The sequence below is a fragment of the Microbacterium sp. NPDC057407 genome (genome assembly GCF_042803895.1).
In the GTDB taxonomy this organism is placed as follows: Bacteria; Actinomycetota; Actinomycetes; order Actinomycetales; family Microbacteriaceae; genus Microbacterium.
The window spans coordinates 678,239-699,175 of sequence record NZ_JBHVCA010000002.1 but is presented as its reverse complement, the minus strand read 5'-3'; the positions used below and the strand labels follow the sequence as shown (position 1 = coordinate 699,175).

Below are 20,937 nucleotides of genomic sequence, written 5' to 3'. Positions count from 1 at the left end.
ACTCTTCGATCGCCGTGCGTGCGTCCCCAGCGCGGGGGCCGCTCGGCCAGGGCCGTCTCCCACAAGGGGGCGGCCCTTCCTCGTGACGGCGGTGAGAGTGAACGCGTCCGACCCCGTTCACCTCTGGGAGGCCCGTCCGTCCACGGTGATTCACAGCGCGCCGGGACGCTGACGGTGTGCGCGTCGAGCCTCGCCCTCTCGCCCTTCTGCCCGTCATCGCCGCTCTCGTCTCGGCGCTCGTCGTCCTCGTTCCTGTCGTGCTGCCGCCGTCCGCCGCGGCGGGGGCGACCGGGGTCGCCGAGCGGCCGGGGATCGTCATCGACGAGGTGTCGAACGGCGGACCCGCCGGACCCTCCGACGGCTTCTTCGAGCTCCGCAACACGACCAGCCGGGCGCTGGACCTGAGCGGGTGGAGCGTGTACCGATGCGACGAAGAGGGGCTGCGCGCGAAGCTTTCGCGGCCTGAGGTGGATCTGACGGGAGTCGTGGTCGGTCCGGGCGACCGATTCACCGTGCGGCACATGAGCCATCAGGGGGCGCCGTCAGACGCGGTCTTCACCGAGGTGCTTCCCGCGACGGGGTTCGGCCTGGTCCTCCTCGATCCCTACAGTGCCGTCGTCGACGCGGTGGCGGTGTACGCCAACGCGCCCGAGCCGACGCAGACGGAGTGCGCCCCCTCGCCGAATCTCCCGGTGACGCTCGGCTGGGCGCTCGGGGAGAGCTGGCAGCGGACACCGGCGGGCTGGGTACGGGCGACGGCGACCCCGGGCGCCCCGAACGTCGGGCGCGCGGAACCGTCGGGGTCGGCATCCGTCCGCCTCGACGAGATCGCCGCCGCGGGCCCCGCCGGGCACGGGGACGACTTCGTCGAACTGCGGAACGCCGGGACGCAGCCGCAGCGCCTCGACGGCTGGCGCCTGTACCGCTGCACCGCCGACGGCACGATGCCGACCGAAGCGCTGCAGCATCGCTTCGGCTCGGCCGATGTGCTCGCGGTCGGTGGCCGCCTCGTGGTGGGAGGACCCGAGTTCGTCGGCGAGCCGGACGTGCGCACGGCCACGTCGCTCGCGGATCTCGTCTCGGGTGCGGTGCTCATCGACGCGGACGGACGACGAGTCGACGGCGTCTCGGTGTCGTCCCGAGGCGACACCGCGTGCCAGAGCGACCCCGAGCCGCTTCCCGCGGCGCTCGACTACCGCACGGGCGAGAGCTGGCAGCGTCAGGCCGACGGGGGATTCGTCATCGGCACGCGCACCCCGGGCTGGCGGAACGTCACCGAGACGCGCGGGGTGGCGGCCGCGGGTTTCGGCTACCCCCGTGAACGGGGTGTCGCGCTGAGCGAGCTGGCAGCGGACCCGGCGATCGCGGGCGTGGAGCGTCACCACTTCGTCGAAGTCGCAAACTACGGCGACCACAGGGTCGACGTGTCCGGGTGGCGCCTCATCGCCTGTGGCTCGAACGGATTCCGGCGGTTCGACGACCTCGCCGTCGTCGCCGCGGGCACGGTCCTCGCCCCCGGCGAGACGTGGGTCGCCGCCCTCACCCGCACCGCGGCGGCGGGTTCGGCGGATGCGGTGTTCCACGACGAACTGGAGCTGTCCGGCTTCGGCGTCTGGCTGGAGGATGACGCGGGCCGCCGGGTCGACAGTGCCGGAGTCTTCCACCGCAACGAGATGGACGACAGCATCGAGGTAGCGAGCCCGTGCACCAAGGGCCTGTCGCTGCCGACGTTCGGGGTCGATCGCCTGCGCGGCGAGACGTGGCAGCGCGCCCGCTTCACGGGCGACGACGACACCGACTTCGTGCGCGAGGTCGCCACACCCGGAGCGATCGATCGACGCGCCGCCGCCGACCCGTACGTCGTGGCGGCCACCGCACTGGACGAGGCGATGGCGGCCGTCCCCGCGCGGAGCGCCGACTCGGCGGCAGCCTCGGCGCCGGTGACGCCGGCCGAGGCATCCGGTCCCACCGCCCGGGTGCTCGCCGCCTGGACGGGCTCGGCGGATGGGCCGCTGACCGCCCGGCGCATCGCGCGCGAACGCTCCCTCGACCCCGCCGCCGAGCTGTCGGTTCGCGACGACGGCTACGCCTTCCCGCACCTCCGGCTGAGGGTCGAGGCTGAGGCGGAGGGCGTCGTCGGGTGGAGCGGTCGCACGGTCGGGCGAGCAGAGGTGCGCCTGTCGGTGTGGAATCCGGATGCCTCCGCCTGGCGTACGCTCGACGTCCGAACAGGTGCGGGCCCGGCGACCTCGGGCGCCGCAGACCAGGAGGTGGCGCTCCGCGGCCGGCTCGCACGCGGTGAGGCGGAAGGCGGCGTTGCGGAGCTGCTCGTGCAGGTGGTTCCTCGCGCCACGTCACCGGCCGAGGACGCAGCGGGGATCGCCGCGCCGGACGACTACGACGTCGCGATCAGCCACCTGACCGATACCCAGTACTACTCCGAGGCGTACCCCGAGGTGTACGCGAGCCAGGTGGCGTGGATCGCCGCCAACGCCGAACCTCGCAAGATCGCCTTCGCGACGCACACGGGGGACCTCGTCCAGAACTGGGTGGACCCCGATCAGCGGGAGGAGCGAGCGCGCCGCGAGTTCGCGACGGCGTCGGAGATGCAGCGCGTGCTCGACGATGCGGGCGTGCCGAACAGCGTGCTGCCGGGCAACCACGACAACAAGCGCGGAGTGTCGAACGACCTGTTCAACGAGTACTTCCCACCGGAGCGGTATGAGGATCGCCCCTGGTACGGCGCGTCGATCGCGGCGGGCGACAACAGCGCGAGCTGGTCGTCCTTCACCGCCGGCGGAGCGGAGTTCGTCATGATCTCGCTGCCCTACGCGTACGGAGAGCGCGAGATCGCCTGGGCCGAGGAGATCGTCGGGGAGCATGACGATGCCAACGTCGTGATCTCGACGCACGAGCACCTCACACCGAAATCAGCGGTCGACGACCCCGAACGGTCCACCAGTTCCCGTTGGCTCTCGCGCGGCGACGTGCTGTGGGAACGAGTCGTCGCACCCCATCGCAACGTGGTGCTGGTGCTGTCGGGCCACTTCCACGGGATCGGCGCCGTCGTCACCCACGACGCCGGCGGTCTCGCCGGTCACACCGTGCTGGAGGCGCTCGCCGACTACCAGGAGTTCCGCACGCACACGGGGGAGCGGGCGACCGGGTTCCAACGGCTGCTGCAGGTGGATCTGGCGGCCGGGGTGCTCGCGGTCGACACGTTCTCGCCGTCCCTGGGCGCCACGGCGAGCCACCCGTACGACTACCGGCAGTTCGTGCCCGACAACGGCCACGACACCACCGCGTCGGCCGAACGACCGTGGCGCATACTCGAGCGCGGCCTCCAGCACCGGTACACCGAGGCCGACGACGAGTTCGCCGTGCGCCTCCGACTCCAGTACGCGAAGGCTCTCGACACGCAAGCGGTCACGTTCGCCCCTGCCGACGCCGAGGCGGTCGATGCGCGGGGCCCCGCGCGTCGCCTGGCAGCGGGGTGACTACGCTGGACCCGTGACTTCCGGACGCGACGACGACGCCCTCAGTTGGGACGGCGACGACGATCCGACGCTCGACGTCGGTGTGTCCGGCGGAGACGGCGATGCGGCGTCCGACGATCCGCCGTCGAAGAACGATCCGGCACGGGATCTCCCGCCCGGGTTCACACCGGTCGGCAAGGGCAGCGAGGCGTACGCCGATGCGGCGCGGGTGCCGGATTCCGCGGCGGCGGCGGCGCCGGAGCACGACGAGTCCGCGCCGTCGACGATGGGTAACGCCGAGCTCATCTCGCTGGGCGTGATCGGGGGATTCTCGCTGCTGTACGCGATCGGCTGGCTCATCGGCGGGCTGCGCCTGCAGGGGACGGCGGAGTTCCTCGTCGCGCCGCTGGCCTACCAGGTGAGCCTGTGGCTGGCGGTGCTGGCCCCGCTCGCCTGGTTCGCGACCACGCTGGTCCTCACCCGCAGCAGCAGGCTGTGGGTCCGGTTCGCCTGGCTCGTGGGCGGAGTGGTCCTCCTCGTGCCGTGGCCGTTCATCATGGTGGGGGCGATCGGGCGATGAGCGAGATGACGACGGATGCCGCGGCATCCGCACCGGCCGACCGCCGTCGCATGCCGACGTGGCTGATCGTCACCATCTCGGTGATCTTCGGCCTGTTCTACGCCTACGCGCTGTGGAACGCGCTTGCCTTCCTCGTCGCGCAGGCCAGCGGACCGCTCGGGCTCAACGGCTACGGCTGGTTCGTGCTGCTGCTCGCGGTCGTGTTCCCTCTGCTGGCATTCGCGGTGGTGTTCGTCATCGGATGGCGTCGCACCGCCGTGGAGTTCGCCCTGGTGCTCTTCGCCGGGCTGTGCGTGGTCGCGGTGTTCTGGATGAACGTCATCGCCTATGCGGCGGTGTACGGCGCCTCGCTGCTCGGCTGACAGAGCGCCGACCGGCGGCGTCACAGAGTCCGGGCGTGCGCTCGGCTCGCGATAGGCTGGCACAGGCCTCGCCCCCGCTGGCGTGCGGCGCGGCATCCGCTCTGCATCGCGCCTTCGCGCACCGCCCCCCGAAGGAAACATCCGTGACGAAGCCTGTCGTGCTGATCGCCGAAGAACTCTCTCCCGCCACGATCGACGCTCTCGGGCCCGACTTCGACGTGCGCCACGTGGACGGCACCGACCGCCCCGGCCTGCTGGCGGCGCTCCGCGACGCCCACGCCGTGCTGATCCGCTCGGCGACCAAGATCGACGCCGAGGCCCTCGAGGCCGCGCCCGCCCTGAAGGTCGTCGCCCGGGCCGGCGTCGGACTCGACAACGTCGACATCAAGACGGCGACCACCGCGGGCGTCATGGTCGTGAACGCCCCGACCTCGAACATCATCTCGGCCGCCGAGCTGACGGTCGGGCACATCCTGAGCCTCGCCCGTCGCATCCCCGCCGCCCACGCGTCGCTGGCGCAGGGGCAGTGGAAGCGCAGCGCCTACACCGGCACCGAGCTGTTCGAGAAGACGGTGGGCATCATCGGCCTGGGACGCATCGGGGCCCTCATCGCCGCGAGGCTGCAAGCTTTCGACATGCGGGTGGTGGCCTACGACCCGTACGTGACGAGTGCCCGCGCCCAGCAGCTGGGCGTCCAGCTGCTTGGACTCGACGAGCTGCTCGAGCAGAGCGATTTCGTCACCATCCACATGCCCAAGACACCCGAGACGACGGGAATGATCGGCGCCGAGCAGTTCCGGATCATGAAGCCGACGGCGTTCGTGGTGAACGTCGCGCGCGGCGGGCTCATCGACGAGGAGGCGTTGCACGCGGCGCTCACCACCGGCGAGATCGCGGGCGCGGGACTCGACGTCTTCACGTCCGAGCCGCCGGCGGAGGGCGGCACGGCGCGTGCCCTGCTCGACCTGCCCAACGTCGTCGTCACGCCTCACCTGGGCGCCTCCACCGAGGAGGCGCAGGAGAAGGCGGGAGTGTCGGTGGCGCGCTCCGTGCGCCTCGCCCTCGGCGGCGAGCTCGTGCCTGATGCCGTCAACGTCGCGGGCGGCGTGATCGACCCGTACGTGCGTCCGGGCATCCCGCTGGTCGAGAAGCTCGGTCAGATCTTCGCCGCGCTCGCGCACTCGCCGCTGACGAGCCTCGACGTCGAGGTGCACGGCGAGCTGAACTCCTACGACGTGAGCGTGCTCAAGCTCGCCGCGCTCAAGGGGCTCTTCACCAACATCGTGAGCGAGACCGTGTCGTACGTGAACGCGCCCCTGCTCGCCGAGCAGCGTGGGGTCGAGGTGCGGCTGCTGGTCGACGACGACAGCCCCGAGTACCGCAACATCATCACGCTGCGCGGTGCGCTGTCGGACGGATCCCAGCTCTCGGTGTCGGGCACCCTGACCGGCACGAAGCAGATCGAGAAGCTCGTCGGCATCAACGACTACGCGATCGAGCTGCCCATCGAGAAGCACCATGTCGTGATGGTGTACACCGACCGACCCGGCATCGTCGCGGTCTACGGGCAGAAGTTCGGCGAGGCGGGCATCAACATCGCGGGCATGCAGATCGCACGCCGCGAGGCGGGGGGCCAGGCGCTGTCCGTGCTGACGGTCGACTCTCCGGTGCCGGACGACCTGCTCGACGAGGTCCGCTCCGCCATCCACGCCGACCTGTTCCGCCAGATCGAGATCACCGAGTCCTGACCACGGCGGCGGCCGGCCGTCTCAGCGGCGGGTGGCGCGTTCCACAAGGGCGATGAGGGCGTCCATCTCGCGTCCTTTGGGCACGGGGTGCGCGATGCCGCCGCCCGACAGGGCGTTGTTGTAGTAGAGCCCGTCGCTCACGAGCATCACCAGGTCATGCGCGGCGTCGTCGGCCACGTGAGGGCGGATGGCGTCGCTCCAGCGGTCGCGGACTGCACGCAGCGCATCGCCCGACGCCGCGTCGCCGCCCTGCGCCAGCCGGGCGACGGCGATCAGAACGCGGTCCAGCGGATCGTTCTCCATTGCCGACGACCGCAGGAAGTACGCGATGGGGCCCTCTTCGGCCGCCTCGATCGCGGCGATGTCCTCGTCGACGAGGACGTTGAGCCGCTCGATGAGACCCGACTCGAGCGCCTCCTTCGAACCGAAGTGGTAGAGCAGGCCGCCCTTCGACACACCGGCCGCCCGAGCGGTGGCGTCCATCGTGGCCCCGCGCTCGCCCTCGTCGATGAGAATCGCTTCGAAGGCGTCGAGCACCTTCTCGCGTGCCAGGGGAGGACGACTCATGCGGTCGATCGTATCGACAGGGGCCCGCTGATCCTGATACTATACCGACTGGACGGTATAGAAACGGACTCGGACATGACCATCTCGACGACCCCACGGACGCCCCGCATGAACGCGGGGAACGCGACCGCCGCGCAGCGCGCGGGCTGGCGTGGGTGGGCCGCGCTGGTCGTGCTCATGCTCCCGGTGCTGCTGGTCTCGGTCGACAACACGGTGCTGAGCTTCGCACTGCCTGAGATCGCCCTCGACCTCGGCCCCTCGAGCGCCGAGCAGCTCTGGATCATCGACGCCTACCCGCTGGTCCTCGCGAGCCTTCTCGTCACCATGGGCGCGCTGGGCGATCGGTTCGGGAGGCGGCGGATGCTTCTCATCGGCGCGACCGGCTTCGGCGTCGTCTCCGTGCTCGCGGCGTTCGCGCCGACCGCCGGCCTGCTCATCGCGGCTCGCGCGGGTATGGGCGTCTTCGGGGCCATGCTGATGCCGTCCACCCTGTCTCTGCTTCGGAGCATCTTCACCGACCGGGATCAGCGGCGCCTGGCCATCGCGATCTGGGCGGCCGGCTTCTCCGCGGGCGCGGCGCTCGGGCCGATCGTCGGCGGCGTCCTCCTGGAGCACTTCGCCTGGGGCTCGGTGTTCCTGATGTCGGTGCCGGTGCTGCTTCCCCTCCTCGTGCTGGCGCCGATCCTCGTCCCCGAGAGCCGCGACCCCCGGCCGGGGCGGATCGACCCCGTGAGCATCGTCCTGTCGCTGGCCGCGCTCGTTCCCGTCGTGTACGCGATCAAGGAGCTCGCCGTGCACGGTCCCGGCGGACCCGCCGTGCCGCTCTTCGTCGTCGGCATCGCGTTCGGCGCGCTCTTCGTCCGGCGCCAGCTGCGGTCGGAGACGCCCATGCTCGACATGGCGCTCTTCCGCCGGGGATCGTTCAGCGGGGCGATCGTCGTGAACCTCCTCAGCGTCATCGCTCTCGTGGGATTCCTGTTCTTCGTCGCCCAGCACCTGCAGCTCATCGCCGGGCTCTCGCCGCTGCAGGCCGGGCTCGCTCTCGTGCCCGGGCTGGTCGCGATGATCGCCGCGGGGCTCCTCGTGGTTCCCTTGTCGCGCCGTTTCTCGGCCCGCGTCATCGTTCCCGCGGGCTTGACGGTCTCGGTGATCGCCTACGTCGTCATCGCGGTGACGGCCGGCGGGGGACAGGTCCTCGCGTTGACCCTGGCCTTCGTCGCCCTCGGCATCGGGATCGGGATGGCCGAGACCGTCTCCAACGAGCTGATCCTCTCCAGCGCACCCCCCGAGAAGGCGGGTGCGGCCAGTGCGGTGTCCGAGACCGCGTACGAGTTGGGCGCGGTCCTGGGGACGGCGGTCCTGGGCGGTCTGCTGACCGCGCTCTACCGCGCCAACCTCGTGCTTCCCGACGGCGTGCCCGCCGAGGTCGCGTCCGCGTCGCGCGAAACCCTCGCGGGAGCGATCGCGGCCAGTGCCGCTCTCGACCCCGCGCTGGGCGCCCAGCTTCGCGAAGCGGCGGCCCGCGCCTTCGATGCGGGAGTGGGGGTCACAGCGCTGATCGGCGCGGGACTCATCGTCGTCGCCGCGCTCGTCGCGGCCACTACCCTGGAGAGGTCCGCGCCCGCGTCCGAGCACTGAGCGAGTGCGCGCCGGGCGCCGACGAGGAGGCGTGCGTGCAGGAATCAGGTGTCGTGAAGCTGGCCGTCATCCCCGGCGACGGGATCGGTCCCGAGGTGATCGCCGAGGCCGAGAAGGTGCTCGATGCGGCGACCGCGGGGAGCGGCATCCGTTTCGATACCACCAGGTTCTCGCTCGGAGCCGCCCGCTATCTCGAGACCGGCGACACCCTCACCGACGACGACCTCGAGGCCATCAAGGCGCACGACGCGATCCTCCTCGGGGCGGTCGGCGGCGTGCCCGGCGACCCGAGGCTGAAGGACGCGAACATCGAGCGCGGCCTGCTCCTCAAACTGCGATTCGAGCTCGACCATTACGTCAACCTTCGCCCGTCCAAGCTGTATCCCGGCGTTCCCGGACCTCTCGCCGATCCCGGTGACATCGACTTCGTCGTCGTCCGCGAGGGGACGGAGGGGCCCTACGTCGGCAACGGCGGATCGATCCGCACGGGGACCCCGCACGAGATCGCCAACGAGACCTCGGTGAACACGGCGTTCGGGGTGGAGCGGGTGGTGCGCTACGCCTTCGACCTGGCCGAGCGGCGACGCCGCAAGGTCACCCTCGTGCACAAGACGAACGTGCTGGTGCACGCGGGCGGAATCTGGAAGCGGGTCGTCGACGCGGTGGCCTCGGAGCACCCCGACGTGGCCGTAGACTATCTCCACGTCGATGCGGCCACCATCTTCCTGGTCACGAACCCGGGCCGTTTCGACGTGATCGTCACCGACAACCTCTTCGGCGACATCCTGACCGACCTGGCCGGCGCCGTCACCGGTGGCATCGGCCTCGCCGCATCGGGCAACATCAACCCCGACGGCGCGTTCCCTTCGATGTTCGAGCCCGTGCACGGATCGGCGCCCGACATCGCGGGCCGGCAGAAGGCCGATCCCACGGCCGCGATCCTGTCCACCGCCCTGCTGCTCGACCACCTCGGGCTGCGGGCGGAGTCGGAAGCCGTCACCCGTGCGGTCGAAGCCGACATCGCCGAGCGGGGGACCGAGCCCCGCACCACAGCGCAGATCGGCGACTCCATCGTCGCGGCCCTCCAGGCGTAACCTGGGGTCTCAGGCATCGCGTCGAACCACCGCGGCATCGCCCGCATGAAGCCTCGAAGGCACGAAAGCACAGGCCAGACATGACCCTCATCGACTCCGACCCCGACACCGGTCTCGCGCCCCTCTCGTTCACCGTTCACCGCAACCTGCAGGCCAGATCCGCCGAGCAGCGCGCCGAGATCCTCGCGAACCCCGGCTTCGGCACCAGCTTCACCGACCACATGATCGACATCTGCTGGTCGGTCGGCGGCGGCTGGCACCGCCCGCGTGTCCAGCCGTACGGCCCGCTGTCTCTCGACCCCGCCGCGGCCGTGCTGCACTACGGCCAGGAGATCTTCGAGGGGATCAAGGCGTACCGGCACGCGGACGGCTCGATCCACACCTTCCGCCCCGACCAGAACGGGCGCCGTCTGCAGCGATCGGCGCGCCGGCTCGCGCTGCCCGAGCTGCCGGTGACGTACTTCATCCAGTCCCTCCGCGAGCTCATCGCCGTCGACGGCGACTGGGTGCCGTCGGGTGCCGATCAGAGCCTCTACCTGCGCCCCTTCATGTTCGCGAAGGAGGCCTTCCTCGGCGTTCGCCCCGCGCACAAGGTCGGCTACTACGTCATCGCCTCGCCGGCCGGCGCCTACTTCAAGGGCGGGGTGCAGCCGGTGTCGATCTGGCTCAGCGAGGACTACGCCCGCGCCGGGAAGGGCGGGACGGGCGCCGCGAAGACGGGTGGCAACTACGCCGCGTCGCTGCTTCCGCAGTCCGAGGCCTACGAGAACGAGTGCGACCAGGTCGTGTTCCTCGACCAGGACCGCAACGTGGAAGAGCTCGGCGGGATGAACGTCGTGTTCGTCTACAAGGACGGCACGCTCGTCACGCCGCAGTCCGACTCCATCCTCGAAGGCATCACGCGCGACTCGATCCTGCAGCTCGCGATCGATCGCGGCCACAAGGTCGAGGGACGAGCGGTGGCGTTCGACGAGTGGCGCCGGGGCGTGGCATCCGGTGACATCGTCGAGGTCTTCGCCTGCGGCACCGCCGCCGTCGTCACCCCGATCGGCCTGCTCAAGGGCAAGGACTTCGTCGACGAGCAGCCCATCGGCGAGCTCGCGCTGTCGCTGCGCGAGGAGCTGACCGACATCCAGTACGGTCGCCGCGAAGACAAGCACGGCTGGCTGGTGCGTCTGGACGGGTGACTCGGCGCGGTCCGGGGCTCTGACTAGGGTGGACGGGTGAGGATCGCACGCTTCAGCCACAACGACGCCATCAGGTTCGGGATCGTCGACGAGAGCGATCTCGTCGTGCTCGACGGCGATCCGATGTTCGCCGGGTTCGAGACGACGGGTGAGCGGGTTCCGCTGTCCGATGTGGCTCTGCTCGCACCGGTGATCCCGCGGTCGAAGGTCGTCGGCGTGGGGCGCAACTACCGCGATCATGCGGCCGAGCTCGGCAACGAGGTGCCAGCCGCGCCGATGCTGTTCTTCAAGCCGAACACCGCGGTGGTCGGCCCCGGCGACGCGGTCGTGCTGCCTCGGCACTCGGAATTCGTCAGCTTCGAGGGCGAACTCGCCGCGGTGATCGGCCGCATCACGCGGAACGTCACCGCCGAGGCGGCGCTCGACCACGTGTTCGGATACACCATCGCGAACGACGTCACCGCGCGGGACTGGCAGAAGTCCGACGGCCAGTGGGCGCGTGCCAAAGGATTCGACACGTCGTGCCCCCTGGGGCCGGCGATCGAGACCGAGTTCGACGTGCGCGGCGACGCCGTCATCGAGACCCGCGTGAACGGCGAGGTGCGTCAGCGCGGCCCGATCAGCGACATGATCTTCTCGCTGCCCGAGATCATCGAGTTCGCCTCCGCCGCGTTCACGCTGCTCCCCGGTGACGTCATCCTCACGGGAACCCCGGCGGGCGTCGGTCAGCTCACCGCCGGCGACACCGTCGACGTCGAGATCACCGGGCTCGGCACGCTTCGCAACACCGCACGGTCAGCGTGAGCACCGAGCCGTCACAGCAGGGCGGCTCGGATCCGGATGCCGCGTCCCTGGCCCCGGCGGCGGTCGCGCGGGTGCAGCGACGCTCCGTCTGGGTGCTTTCGGGCGGTCAGATCCTCGGCGGCGTCGCCTTCGGCGCGACGGTGTCGCTCGGAGCCGTGCTCGCGGCGGAGGTCTCGGGCGACGAGGCGTTCTCCGGACTCGCCGCCGCTGCGGTCACGCTCGGGACCGCCCTGCTCGCCGTGCCGCTCGCTGCCCTCGCGCGCCGTCGCGGACGCCGCGTGTCGCTCGCCTCCGGGATGTCGATCGCTCTGGTCGGGGTCGCGCTGGTGATCTTAGCGGCCGCACTCCCGTCCTTCCCCCTTCTGCTCGTCGCCTTCGGGCTCGTCGGGGCCGGGCAGGCGGCGAACCTGCAGACGAGGTTCGCCGCGGCCGACCTGGCCACGGATGCCACCCGCGGGCGCGACCTCTCGATCGTCGTGTGGGCCACGACCATCGGTGCGGTGCTCGGCCCGAACCTCACCGGCCCGGGCGAGGCCCTGGGCCGCGCGGTGGGGATGCCTGCGCTGACCGGGCCCTATCTGATCACCGTCGTGGCGCAGGCTCTCGCGATCCTGCTGTATCTGATCGCCCTCCGGCCCGACCCGCTTCTGCTCGCGCAGCGGGTCGTCGCGGCGGCGCGAGCGACGGCCACCGCGATCGCCACCTCCGACGATCCGGTCGTAGCCCGCTACGCGATCTTCGCCGTCGCGGCCGCCCACGGGGTCATGGTCTCGGTGATGGCGATGACCCCCGTGCATCTTCTCCATCACGGTGCGTCGCTGTCGATCATCGGCCTCACCATCAGCCTCCACATCGCCGGCATGTACGCGCTCTCGCCGGTCTTCGGCATCCTGTCCGACCGAGTGGGGCGCATCCCGACGATCCTCATCGGGCAGCTGCTGCTTGCGGCCGCGCTCGTCATGGCGTCGTTCGGGCAGGAGCAGACGGGTGCCGTCACCGTGGCGCTGGTGCTCCTCGGCCTGGGCTGGAGCGCCACCACCGTCAGCGGATCGGCGCTGCTCACAGAGGCGTCGTCCGAGGCTCAGCGCACGCGGCGCCAGGGCCTCAGCGACCTCGTGATGAGCCTCGTCGGCGCGGTCGGAGCCATCCTCGCGGGGGTCGTGCTCGCGTGGATCGGGTACGGCGGGCTCGCGCTGGTCGTCGGGGTGGCCGTGGTCGCGACGGTTCTCCTGGCGCCTTTCGGACGGACGCGACCTCCACTGGAGGCGGCGGCCTGAACGGCGTCACCGCCCGAGCGCCGCGGAGGCCCGGTCGACATCTTCCTCGTCGTTGAAGACGTGGAACGCGACCCGCGCCCGGCCGGCACGTCCCGACGCGACGATCCCCGCCGCCGTGAGGCTCGCGAGGTCAGCTCCGTCCGGGTCCGCCCACGTGACGATCGCGCTCGGCCGTCCGGCCGCGGTGAGACCGATGCGGGCCCGGAACGCCGCGGCCAGGCCGGTGGTGTGGGCTTCGAGCGCCACCGGGTCGATCGACGCGAAGAGCGCCAGCGCCGGTTCCGCCCCGACGAACGCCTGCCACGCCGGTGAAGCGTCGAAGCGCGAGGCGTCCGGCGCCAGATCGATGTCGCCGCCGTAGCACGAGGCCCACGGGTCGGACCCCGCGTACCAGCCGGCGAAGAGGGGCGGCATCTCGCGCTGCAGCTCTTCCGAGACGACGAGGAACGACACGCCTCGCGGGGCGCACAGCCACTTGTACGCATGGCAGACGAGGGCGTCGAATCGGGATGCCTCGACCGGGAGCCATCCGACCGCCTGCGTCGCATCGCACAGGGTGCGGGCGCCGTGTGCGCGTGCGGCGCCGAGGATGCTCTCGAGGTCCGCCCGCTCGCCGGTGGCCGATTGCACGAGCGAGAAGACGACGGCGGCGGTCCCGGCGTGGACCGCTTCGGCGAGGGCGGTCAACGGTGCCGTGCGAATGCGGAGGGATCGACCGGCGTGGACGAAGGGGAGCACGATCGACGAGAAATCCCCTTCCGCGATGAGCACTTCGGCGCCGGTTTCCAGCGAAGCCGCGAACAGCGCCACCGCGACGGAGGCCTGTGAGCCGATCGCCACCCGGTCGGAGCCGACGCCGACGAGCGCGGCGAAGTGACGGCGCGCGCGCTCGACTGCCGCCGAGTACCCGGCGGGGTCCGGTCTCCCCGCGGCCGACGCGTCGAGGTCGGCGATCACCGCCGCGCGGCTCGATCGCGGGGGAAGCCCCGTGGTGCACGCGGCGAGATAGCCGCGCCCGCCGGAGAACTCGGCCTGGGCGGCGGTGATCGAAGGGTGCGGCAGGACGCTGAGCGAGGGCATGTCTCCACCCTCGACGCGGGGCGCTGCGCGGTCTACGGGAAGATGGGCATGCGATCCATAGCCGCGCGTTATGCCTCGTCTCGCTCAGGAAGGCGGCCAGATCGCCGCGTTGAGGTCAGAGAGCAGCGGATCGCCGTCGACGTTCGACGTGGACAGGTAGATCCACACGTCCTCCCTGCTCACGATCGTCTCGACCGTGTCGACGGGGTAGTCGGAGTTTGGTGTGACCTTCTGGCACACCGGGTTGCCGGCGTCGCCGGTGGTGCAGTCGTAGCCCTCAGAGGGCAGGGTGGCGGCGTACTCCGCAGCTTCGTCGGGATCGACGTGCGAGATGAGCAGCATGACGCCCGTGGCGTCTCCGGCGAACCATCCGCACCCGAGCATCAGCTTCGCCGAGCTCGGCGCAGGGCGGACGAACCCGACGCCGTCCGACTGCAGCATCAGGCCATCGACCGTGGCGGCCCGGGTCTCGGCGGTGCCCACCTCGGAGCAGTCGCTGGGAAGAGCTGCGGGTTCGGGAGTAGGGGTGGCTACGGGGGTTGCGGTCGGAGAGGCCGAGGCCGACGGGGTGGGAGCCGAGGAGTCGGTCGGTGCGGCTCCCGGGGTCGGCGCGCAGGCGCTCAGCGCGAAGGCGAGGGCGCCGACGACGAGCAGGGGCGAAGCGGAGCGGGCGGCCTCTCGCAGCTGTGTCATGTCCGAAGCATAGGGTGCGCGGCGTCCCACTCTCGGATATCCCAGCTCTGCCTACGCCCATCGACTCCCACGGCGCGGCCTATGCTGTGCGATGTGAGCGCACTGGACGACCCCGATCTCGACGCGCACGCGCTGCGAGTCGTCAAGGCGATCGCCGACGAGGGGTCCATCACGGGCGCTGCGGTCGCTCTCGGGTACAGCCAGCCCGCGGTCAGCCAGCAGCTCAAGCGGCTCGAGCAGCGGCTGGGCATGCCCCTCGTCGAGCGCGTCGGCCGATCCGTGCGATTGACCGAGGCCGGACGCATCCTGGCGCGCCACGCGCCGGCGGTCACGTCCGCACTGGATGCCGCAGCCGGCGAGCTCGCCGAGATCCGCGGCCTGCGATCGGGGCGCGTCCGGCTCGCCGGCTTCCCGTCCGCCTCGCCGACCATCGTCCCCCGTCTGCTCGCCGAGCTGGACGCGCACCACTCCGGAATCGCGCTGAGCTACTTCGAGGCGGAGCCGCCGGAGGCCGTCGCCGCCGTGCGCGAGGACCGCGCCGACATCGCGCTGACCTTCAGCTACCCGGGGGACCGTGACGACCCGCACGGCGAGAGCGCCCACGGCCTGGCCGTTCACGCCATCGGGACCGACGACCTCCTCGCGGTCCTTCCTGCCGGGCACCCCGCCGCCGAGGACGGCGCGGTCGATGTGTCCGCTCTTGCCGACGAGCAATGGATCGCGGGGTGCCCACGCTGCCGCGGGCACCTGCTCGAGCTGTGCGCGCGTGCGGGTTTCGAGCCGCGCATCGCGTTCGAGACCGACAACTTCGTCGCCGTCGAGGGGTTCGTCGCCCAGGGGATCGGCGTCGCGACGCTGCCGCGCATGGCGGTAGCATCCTTCCCCCGGTTCCCCGGTGTGGTGACGCTGCCCCTGCCGCCGTCGGAGGCCCGCACCATCCACGTCGTGACGGCGCACGGCGCGGATCGCATCCCGGCGGTGCGCGCCACTCTCGAGGCTGTCGCGAGGCTCGTCGCGGCCTGACGGGCCCGGGCCGACCCGCACGCTCCACATAGACTGGTCGGCGATGTCTTCCTCACCCGACCCCCGCACGACGACGGCCTCCGGGGCCGACGTGCGCGTGCGCTTCTGCCCCTCGCCGACCGGTCTCCCGCACGTCGGACTGATCCGCACCGTCCTGTTCAACTGGGCCTACGCCCGGCACAACGGCGGCAAGCTCGTCTTCCGCATCGAAGACACCGATGCGGCGCGCGACAGCGAGGAGAGCTACCGGCAGCTGCTCGACGCGCTCCGCTGGCTCGAGATCGACTGGGACGAGGGAGTCGAGGTCGGAGGGCCGCACGCGCCCTATCGGCAGTCCCAGCGCCACGAGATCTACCGCGAGGTGCTCGACAAGCTCATCGCCACCGGCGCCGTCTACGAGAGCTACTCGACGGCGGAAGAGATCGACGCCCGCAACGAGGCGAACGGCCGCGCCAAGCAGCTCGGCTACGACAACTTCGACCGCGAGCTGACCGACGAGCAGAAGGCCGCTTTCCGCGCGGAGGGCCGCGAGCCCGCATGGCGGCTGCGGGTGCCCGACGAAGACCTGACCTATGTCGACCTGATCCGCGGCGAGGTGACGTTCCCCGCCGGCTCGTTCCCCGACTTCGTGCTCGTCCGCGCCGGCGGAGTGCCGCTCTACCCGTTCGTGAACCCGGTGGACGACGCGCTCATGGGCATCACCCACGTCATCCGCGGCGAAGATCTGATGCCGTCGACCGCGCGGCAGCTCGCCCTCTACTCGGCGCTCGTCGACGCGGGCGTGACGACCTTCATCCCGCGCTTCGCGCACATGCCTCTCGTGCTCGGCGAGGTGGGCAACAAGAAGCTCTCCAAGCGCGACCCGAAGGCCGACCTCTTCCTCCAGCGCGAGAAGGGCTTCATCCACGAGGGCCTGCTCAACTATCTCTCTCTGCTGGGCTGGTCGATCGGACCCGACCGCGACGTGTTCTCGCTGGACGAACTGGTCGCCGAGTTCGACATCGCCGACGTCAACCCGAACCCCGCCCGCTTCGACCAGAAGAAGGCCGAGTCGATCAACGGCGACCACATCCGGATGCTGCAGCCCGCCGATTTCGCGGAGCGTCTGGTCCCGTACCTCGCGGCCGCCGGCCTGGTCAGCGATCCGCCCACCGCGCCGCAGAGCGCTCTCCTCGAGCGGGCGGCTCCGCTGGTCCAGGAGCGGATGCAGCTGCTGGGCGAGGCTCCCGGACTGCTCGGCTTCCTGTTCCGCGACGAGGTCGCGTACGACGAGGATGCGCTCGCTTCGCTGCCGGCCGACGCGGGGGAGGTGCTCGTCGCCTCGATCGGGGCGCTGGAGTCCGTTCCCGCCGACGAGTTCACGACCGCCCGAGTGCAGGACGCCCTCTCGCAGGCCCTGATCGATGGGCTGGGTCTGAAGCCGCGCGTCGCATACGGCCCGCTGCGGGTGGCCCTCAGCGGTCGCCGCGTCTCGCCGCCGCTCTTCGAGTCGATCGAGCTCCTGGGCAAGGTCGAGACGATCCGTCGGCTCGGTGATCTGGCCGGCCGACTGGCCTGAGCGGGCCGCGCTCGGTTTGGAGCACGTGCCGCCGTCGTCTAGACTTGATCCTCGGCACGACTTCGGTCGAACGCCTTGGGGTATGGTGTAATTGGCAACACGGCTGATTCTGGTTCAGTTGTTCTTGGTTCGAGTCCAGGTACCCCAGCAGTAGTGAAAAGCCCGGGAATCCGCAGAAGCGGAGCACCGGGCTTCTTCGTTTTTCCGGATCCCCGTCGACCCCCCGCGCCGCCGGTGGTGCCAGACTGACTCCACGCGCCGACCCGGAGGAGGACCATGGCGGTACACGTGGAGGGGCTCACCAAGCGCTTCCGCTCGACCGTGGCGGTCGACCATCTCACCTTCTCGGTTCCCGAGGCATCCGTCTTCGCGTTCCTCGGCGCGAACGGCGCCGGAAAATCGACCACCATCAACTGCCTGACCACCGTCCTGCCCTTCGACGAGGGCGAGGTGCAGGTCGCCGGTCACGACGTCCGTGCCCACGGCGAGCGCGTGCGGGAGAGCATCGGCGTCGTCTTCCAGGACTCCGTGCTCGACCCGGCGCTCACCGTGCGCGAGAACCTGCGCCTGCGCGCGACGCTCGCGAAGGTGCCGCGTCCGCGCGCCGACCGCCGCATCGCCTTCCTGGCCGAGCTCATCGAGCTCGACGGATTCCTCGACCGGCGGTACGGCGCCCTCTCCGGCGGGCAGCGGCGCCGCGTCGACATCGCGCGGGCGCTCGTCCACGAGCCGTCGATCCTGTTCCTCGACGAGCCGACCGCGGGCCTCGATCCCCGCAGCCGCGCGATCCTGTGGCGGACCATCCACGGACTCCGGCGCGAGTCCGGGCTGACCGTCTTCCTCACCACGCACTACATGGAGGAGACCGAGGAAGCCGATCGCGTCTGCATCATCGACCGGGGCGGCATCGTCGCGGACGGCACACCGGCGTCGCTCCGGGCGGAGTACAGCCACAGCATCCTGACGGTGAGCACCGACGATCTTCCCGGGCTCATGGCTCTGGCGCCTCGGCACCGGGGGGAGGCGCGAGTGGAGGGCGACGTCGTCGTCATCGCGGTGCCGGATGCCGCGTCCGCGCAGGCGCTGCTGGCCGCGCACCGCGACCACGTGCTCGACTTCGAATTCCGCCACGGGCGGATGGACGACGTCTTCCTGGCCCTCACCGGTCGTGTCGCCGACGAGGACACGGAAGCGGAGCCCAAGGCCAGGGGAGGTCGACCGTGACCGTCGTGCTCGCGATCGTGCGACGCAACCTGCGGCTGTTCTTCCGTGATCGGATGAACGTCTTCTTCTCCCTTTTGGGCGCCCTGATCCTCTTCGTCCTGTACACCCTGTTCCTCGCCCGCCTCCAGATCGACGGGCTGAAGGAGACCTTCCCACAGGCGACGGAGGCCGATATCCGTGCCTTCGTCGACACGTGGATGTTCGCCGGCATCGTCATGCTGTCGACGATCACGACGGGGTTGGGAGCGCTCGTCACCCTCGTCGACGACGGCGAGTCCGGGCGCTTCCGGGACTTCCTCGTCTCGCCCGTGCGCCGGACCCAGCTCGTGCTCGGCTATCTCGTCTCAGCGGTCACCGTCGCGATCGTGATGTCGATGATCGTTCTGACGCTCAGCATCCTCTACCTCGGGATCGTCGATTCCGTGTGGCTGGCCCCCGTCACCATCGGGCGCATCGTCGGCGTCACGCTGCTGTGCTGCGCCGGGTTCACGGCGCTGTCCGCCCTCATCGTGTCGTTCATCCGCACCGGTGCCGCCTTCTCGGGCTTCGCCACCGTGATCGGAACCGTGCTGGGCTTCATCGCCGGCGCGTACATCCCGGTGGGGTCGCTGCCGGCCGGCGTCGCGACGACGATCAACGCGCTGCCGTTCGCCCAGGGCGCGATGCTCCTGCGCCGCGAGTTCACGGGGGAGTCGTTGGCCACGATCGTGGGCGACAACGCCGAGGCGGGAGAGGCGCTGCGGGAGTTCTACGGCATCGACGCGTACGTCGGCGATCTCGTGGTGCCCGCGACGATCGCCTTCGCGGTGCTCCTCGCCATGGCGTTCGGATTCACCGCGCTCAGCGCGGGTCGCATCCGCGCCCGCATCCGGTAGCTCACGCCCGCCGCCGTCGCTCCCGCGGAATAATGGCTGCATGGCCGCGGCGTCGCTGTCACCCGAGCGTTCGAGGGAACTCGAGCTCCTCCGTCGGCGCGCCTACGGTCCGGATGCCGACATCGTGCTCGACCCGGCCGCGCAGCAACGGCTCCGTGAACTCGAAGACCTCGCGCGGGGCGCCGTGGTGGGCCCCGACCCCGTCCGTGAGCCGGCGGCTCCGGCAGGGGGGCGATCCGAGGGCGGTCGCACCGCCCCGGTCGCCGCACCGGATGAGTCCGTCGGCGCCCCGGCGACCGATCGCGCGGCGACGCCGGGGGAGCCCGACGCGGAACCCCGTACTCCGCGACGATCTCGCAGGCGCCGTCTTCCGCTGTGGGGTGTGACCGCTCTCGCCGGCATCGCCGTGGGACTCGCGGTCGGTCTGACCTGGCCCGCCGACTCCGGGCCGTCACCGGATCTGACCCTCGGCATCGATCCCGGCGGAGGCGAGCGCGGCTCCGGCTTCGCCGAGAACCTCGACTACTGGGGGATCGACGAAGGCACCCTCGTTCCGCACGAGTCCTATGACGTCATCCGGGTGTGGACGGCGCTCGGCATCGATGGGGCGCGGTGCCTCCTCCTCTCGCACGACGGGGCGTTCCTCAGCGCCACGTGCGCCGGTTCGGGACTCGACCCCGTGCTCGACTTCACTGTCTACGACGGCATCTCGCTCGACATGGAGGACGCGCTGCCCGTCGGAACGGTGATCCGGTTCGTCGGCCACGAGGGATCCGTCGACGTCTGGGTGCGCACGCCCGGCGGTCAGAGGCCCGAGGCCACCTCGGCGGCCGCGTCACGCCCGAGCCTGGCATAGTCGGGCTCGTCGTCGCTGTTGACGAGGAGCATGACGGCGATGGCCGCGGCCCACGCGCGCGCACGGATCCACGTCGCCTCGTCGTAGCGCGAGCCGGTGGCGCGGCAGAACCGTTCCCGGCCCGGCCGATCGAACGCCAGCCACGCGATCGCGAGGTCATAGGCGGGGTCTCCGGCGGTGACGTCGCCGAAGTCGACGATGCCGCGCAGCGACGACCCCTCGGCCACCAGGTTGCCCGGGTGCAGGTCGCCGTGGATCCACACCGCCGGGCGACGCCAGCCCTCCGCCGCCAGCCCGGCCTCCCAGGCGTCCCGAAGGGCACGCTCCGTCGTGCCGTCCATCGCCCCGTGCGCCTCGAGCGACCGCATCCGATCGGTGAAGGCATTCGCCCTCGTGGCGAGAGCCGACCCGCGCACGGGATTCACCGGGTGGTCGTTCGGCGCCTCGACGTGCAGCGCGTCGAGCGCCTTCGCGAGGGTGTCGCTCCACCCGGCACGATCCGGGCGAGGGATGTCGGTGCCCCGCGACCCCTCGATCCAGGGCACGATCGACCACGGCCACGGGAAGCGCTCGTCCGGCGAACCGTGCACGACCGGCGAGGGGAGCCGTAGCCCGGCCGCCTGCACGGCGGAGGCGAACAGCGGCAGACTCCGCTGCTCGTGGAGCACCAACGGGGCGGCCGCAGCGCGGCGGGGGAGCCGCACCGCCAGATGGTCGCCCAGCCGCCACATCTCGCAGTCCCAGCCCTCGGCCAGCTTGACCGGGGTCGAGGCTGCCGCCTCGCGACGCACGGCGGGGGCCTGTGTGCGGACGAGGTGTTGCACGAGCTCTGCGTCGATGCGGACCTCCGCCGCCGGTTTGTCAGCCACAAGGCGAGAGTACCGGGTCTTGTTAT

The 20,937-nt window shown here is 71.0% G+C and carries 18 protein-coding genes and 1 tRNA gene; 15 read left to right on the top strand and 4 right to left on the bottom strand.

Annotated features, from left to right (window positions below; translation table 11 throughout):
- Nucleotides 1-176: 176 nt before the first annotated feature.
- From ACFUTX_RS08220 to serA, 4 genes are all read left to right on the top strand, one after another.
- Nucleotides 177-3,497, top strand: a complete 3,321-nt coding sequence (locus ACFUTX_RS08220; RefSeq protein ID WP_378862526.1) for a metallophosphoesterase — start codon at nt 177-179, stop codon at nt 3,495-3,497.
- Nucleotides 3,498-3,510: 13 nt separating this feature from the next.
- Nucleotides 3,511-4,056 (top strand): DNA polymerase III subunit gamma/tau, encoded by a 546-nt coding sequence (locus ACFUTX_RS08215; RefSeq protein ID WP_378862523.1) that lies wholly within the window; start codon nt 3,511-3,513, stop codon nt 4,054-4,056.
- A complete protein-coding gene (locus ACFUTX_RS08210; RefSeq protein WP_378862520.1) occupies nt 4,053-4,418 on the top strand; it encodes a bacitracin resistance protein in 366 nt (121 codons plus the stop codon). Before ACFUTX_RS08215 ends, ACFUTX_RS08210 begins: the two co-directional genes overlap by 4 nt.
- Before the next feature lie 143 nt (nt 4,419-4,561).
- A complete protein-coding gene (serA, locus tag ACFUTX_RS08205; protein WP_378862517.1) occupies nt 4,562-6,166 on the top strand; it encodes a phosphoglycerate dehydrogenase in 1,605 nt (534 codons plus the stop codon).
- A 21-nt stretch (nt 6,167-6,187) separates the two neighbouring features.
- Here the strand turns inward: serA and ACFUTX_RS08200 are convergent, their stop codons facing one another.
- Entirely contained in the window at nt 6,188-6,733 is a 546-nt protein-coding gene (locus ACFUTX_RS08200; protein ID WP_378862514.1) for a TetR/AcrR family transcriptional regulator, read from the bottom strand.
- Between the two features lie 75 nt (nt 6,734-6,808).
- Here ACFUTX_RS08200 and ACFUTX_RS08195 point away from each other — a divergent pair, with 75 nt between their 5' ends.
- The 5 genes from ACFUTX_RS08195 (at nt 6,809) to ACFUTX_RS08175 (ending at nt 12,733) form a co-directional block, all read left to right on the top strand.
- Nucleotides 6,809-8,371: an MFS transporter gene (locus ACFUTX_RS08195; RefSeq protein ID WP_378862511.1), complete on the top strand. Its 1,563-nt coding sequence runs from the start codon at nt 6,809-6,811 to the stop codon at nt 8,369-8,371.
- Between the two features lie 35 nt (nt 8,372-8,406).
- Entirely contained in the window at nt 8,407-9,465 is a 1,059-nt protein-coding gene (locus ACFUTX_RS08190; protein ID WP_378862508.1) for a 3-isopropylmalate dehydrogenase, read from the top strand.
- 80 nt (nt 9,466-9,545) lie between these two features.
- Nucleotides 9,546-10,652 carry a branched-chain amino acid aminotransferase gene (locus ACFUTX_RS08185; RefSeq protein WP_378862505.1) on the top strand — a complete coding sequence of 369 codons (1,107 nt, stop codon included), beginning with the start codon at nt 9,546-9,548 and terminating at the stop codon, nt 10,650-10,652.
- A gap of 36 nt (nt 10,653-10,688) precedes the next feature.
- On the top strand, nt 10,689-11,456 hold the full coding sequence (locus ACFUTX_RS08180) for a fumarylacetoacetate hydrolase family protein (RefSeq protein ID WP_378862502.1): 768 nt from the start codon (nt 10,689-10,691) through the stop codon (nt 11,454-11,456).
- Complete coding sequence (locus ACFUTX_RS08175; RefSeq protein WP_378862499.1) at nt 11,453-12,733, top strand: MFS transporter; 1,281 nt, start codon at nt 11,453-11,455, stop codon at nt 12,731-12,733. The genes ACFUTX_RS08180 and ACFUTX_RS08175 overlap by 4 nt, the downstream gene beginning before the upstream one ends.
- A 6-nt stretch (nt 12,734-12,739) precedes the next feature.
- Here the strand turns inward: ACFUTX_RS08175 and ACFUTX_RS08170 are convergent, their stop codons facing one another.
- Together ACFUTX_RS08170 and ACFUTX_RS08165 are read right to left on the bottom strand one after the other, a co-directional pair.
- Nucleotides 12,740-13,813: an aminotransferase class V-fold PLP-dependent enzyme gene (locus tag ACFUTX_RS08170; RefSeq protein ID WP_378862496.1), complete on the bottom strand. Its 1,074-nt coding sequence runs from the start codon at nt 13,811-13,813 to the stop codon at nt 12,740-12,742.
- 84 nt (nt 13,814-13,897) lie between these two features.
- Entirely contained in the window at nt 13,898-14,506 is a 609-nt protein-coding gene (locus ACFUTX_RS08165) for a hypothetical protein (protein ID WP_378862493.1), read from the bottom strand.
- A 93-nt stretch (nt 14,507-14,599) separates the two neighbouring features.
- On the opposite strand from ACFUTX_RS08165, the gene ACFUTX_RS08160 reads away from it, so the two are divergent.
- The 6 genes from ACFUTX_RS08160 to ACFUTX_RS08135 all read left to right on the top strand — a co-directional run bounded on the left by ACFUTX_RS08160 (nt 14,600) and on the right by ACFUTX_RS08135 (nt 20,042).
- A complete protein-coding gene (locus ACFUTX_RS08160) occupies nt 14,600-15,529 on the top strand; it encodes a LysR family transcriptional regulator (protein WP_378862490.1) in 930 nt (309 codons plus the stop codon).
- A gap of 43 nt (nt 15,530-15,572) precedes the next feature.
- A complete protein-coding gene (gene gltX / locus ACFUTX_RS08155) occupies nt 15,573-17,087 on the top strand; it encodes a glutamate--tRNA ligase (protein ID WP_378862487.1) in 1,515 nt (504 codons plus the stop codon).
- Nucleotides 17,088-17,163: 76 nt separating this feature from the next.
- Nucleotides 17,164-17,235, top strand: a tRNA-Gln gene (locus tag ACFUTX_RS08150).
- 128 nt (nt 17,236-17,363) lie between these two features.
- Nucleotides 17,364-18,311 carry an ABC transporter ATP-binding protein gene (locus ACFUTX_RS08145; protein WP_378862485.1) on the top strand — a complete coding sequence of 316 codons (948 nt, stop codon included), beginning with the start codon at nt 17,364-17,366 and terminating at the stop codon, nt 18,309-18,311.
- Nucleotides 18,308-19,186, top strand: a complete 879-nt coding sequence (locus tag ACFUTX_RS08140; RefSeq protein WP_378862482.1) for an ABC transporter permease — start codon at nt 18,308-18,310, stop codon at nt 19,184-19,186. The genes ACFUTX_RS08145 and ACFUTX_RS08140 overlap by 4 nt, the downstream gene beginning before the upstream one ends.
- A 40-nt stretch (nt 19,187-19,226) precedes the next feature.
- A complete protein-coding gene (locus ACFUTX_RS08135; protein ID WP_378862479.1) occupies nt 19,227-20,042 on the top strand; it encodes a hypothetical protein in 816 nt (271 codons plus the stop codon).
- On the opposite strand, the gene ACFUTX_RS08130 is transcribed toward ACFUTX_RS08135, so the two are convergent.
- Nucleotides 19,991-20,911 carry an aminoglycoside phosphotransferase family protein gene (locus ACFUTX_RS08130; RefSeq protein WP_378862476.1) on the bottom strand — a complete coding sequence of 307 codons (921 nt, stop codon included), beginning with the start codon at nt 20,909-20,911 and terminating at the stop codon, nt 19,991-19,993. The genes ACFUTX_RS08135 and ACFUTX_RS08130 overlap by 52 nt on opposite strands.
- Between the last annotated feature and the right edge of the window lie 26 nt (nt 20,912-20,937).

Coding starts and splice junctions, on each gene's coding strand:
- ACFUTX_RS08135 (WP_378862479.1), top strand. CDS start 19,227: ATGGCCGCGGCGTCGCTGTCACCCGAGCGTTCGAGGGAACTCGAGCTC.
- ACFUTX_RS08200 (WP_378862514.1), bottom strand. CDS start 6,733: ATGAGTCGTCCTCCCCTGGCACGCGAGAAGGTGCTCGACGCCTTCGAA.
- gltX (WP_378862487.1), top strand. CDS start 15,573: ATGTCTTCCTCACCCGACCCCCGCACGACGACGGCCTCCGGGGCCGAC.
- ACFUTX_RS08165 (WP_378862493.1), bottom strand. CDS start 14,506: ATGACACAGCTGCGAGAGGCCGCCCGCTCCGCTTCGCCCCTGCTCGTC.
- ACFUTX_RS08210 (WP_378862520.1), top strand. CDS start 4,053: ATGAGCGAGATGACGACGGATGCCGCGGCATCCGCACCGGCCGACCGC.
- ACFUTX_RS08145 (WP_378862485.1), top strand. CDS start 17,364: ATGGCGGTACACGTGGAGGGGCTCACCAAGCGCTTCCGCTCGACCGTG.
- ACFUTX_RS08170 (WP_378862496.1), bottom strand. CDS start 13,813: ATGCCCTCGCTCAGCGTCCTGCCGCACCCTTCGATCACCGCCGCCCAG.
- ACFUTX_RS08195 (WP_378862511.1), top strand. CDS start 6,809: ATGACCATCTCGACGACCCCACGGACGCCCCGCATGAACGCGGGGAAC.
- ACFUTX_RS08185 (WP_378862505.1), top strand. CDS start 9,546: ATGACCCTCATCGACTCCGACCCCGACACCGGTCTCGCGCCCCTCTCG.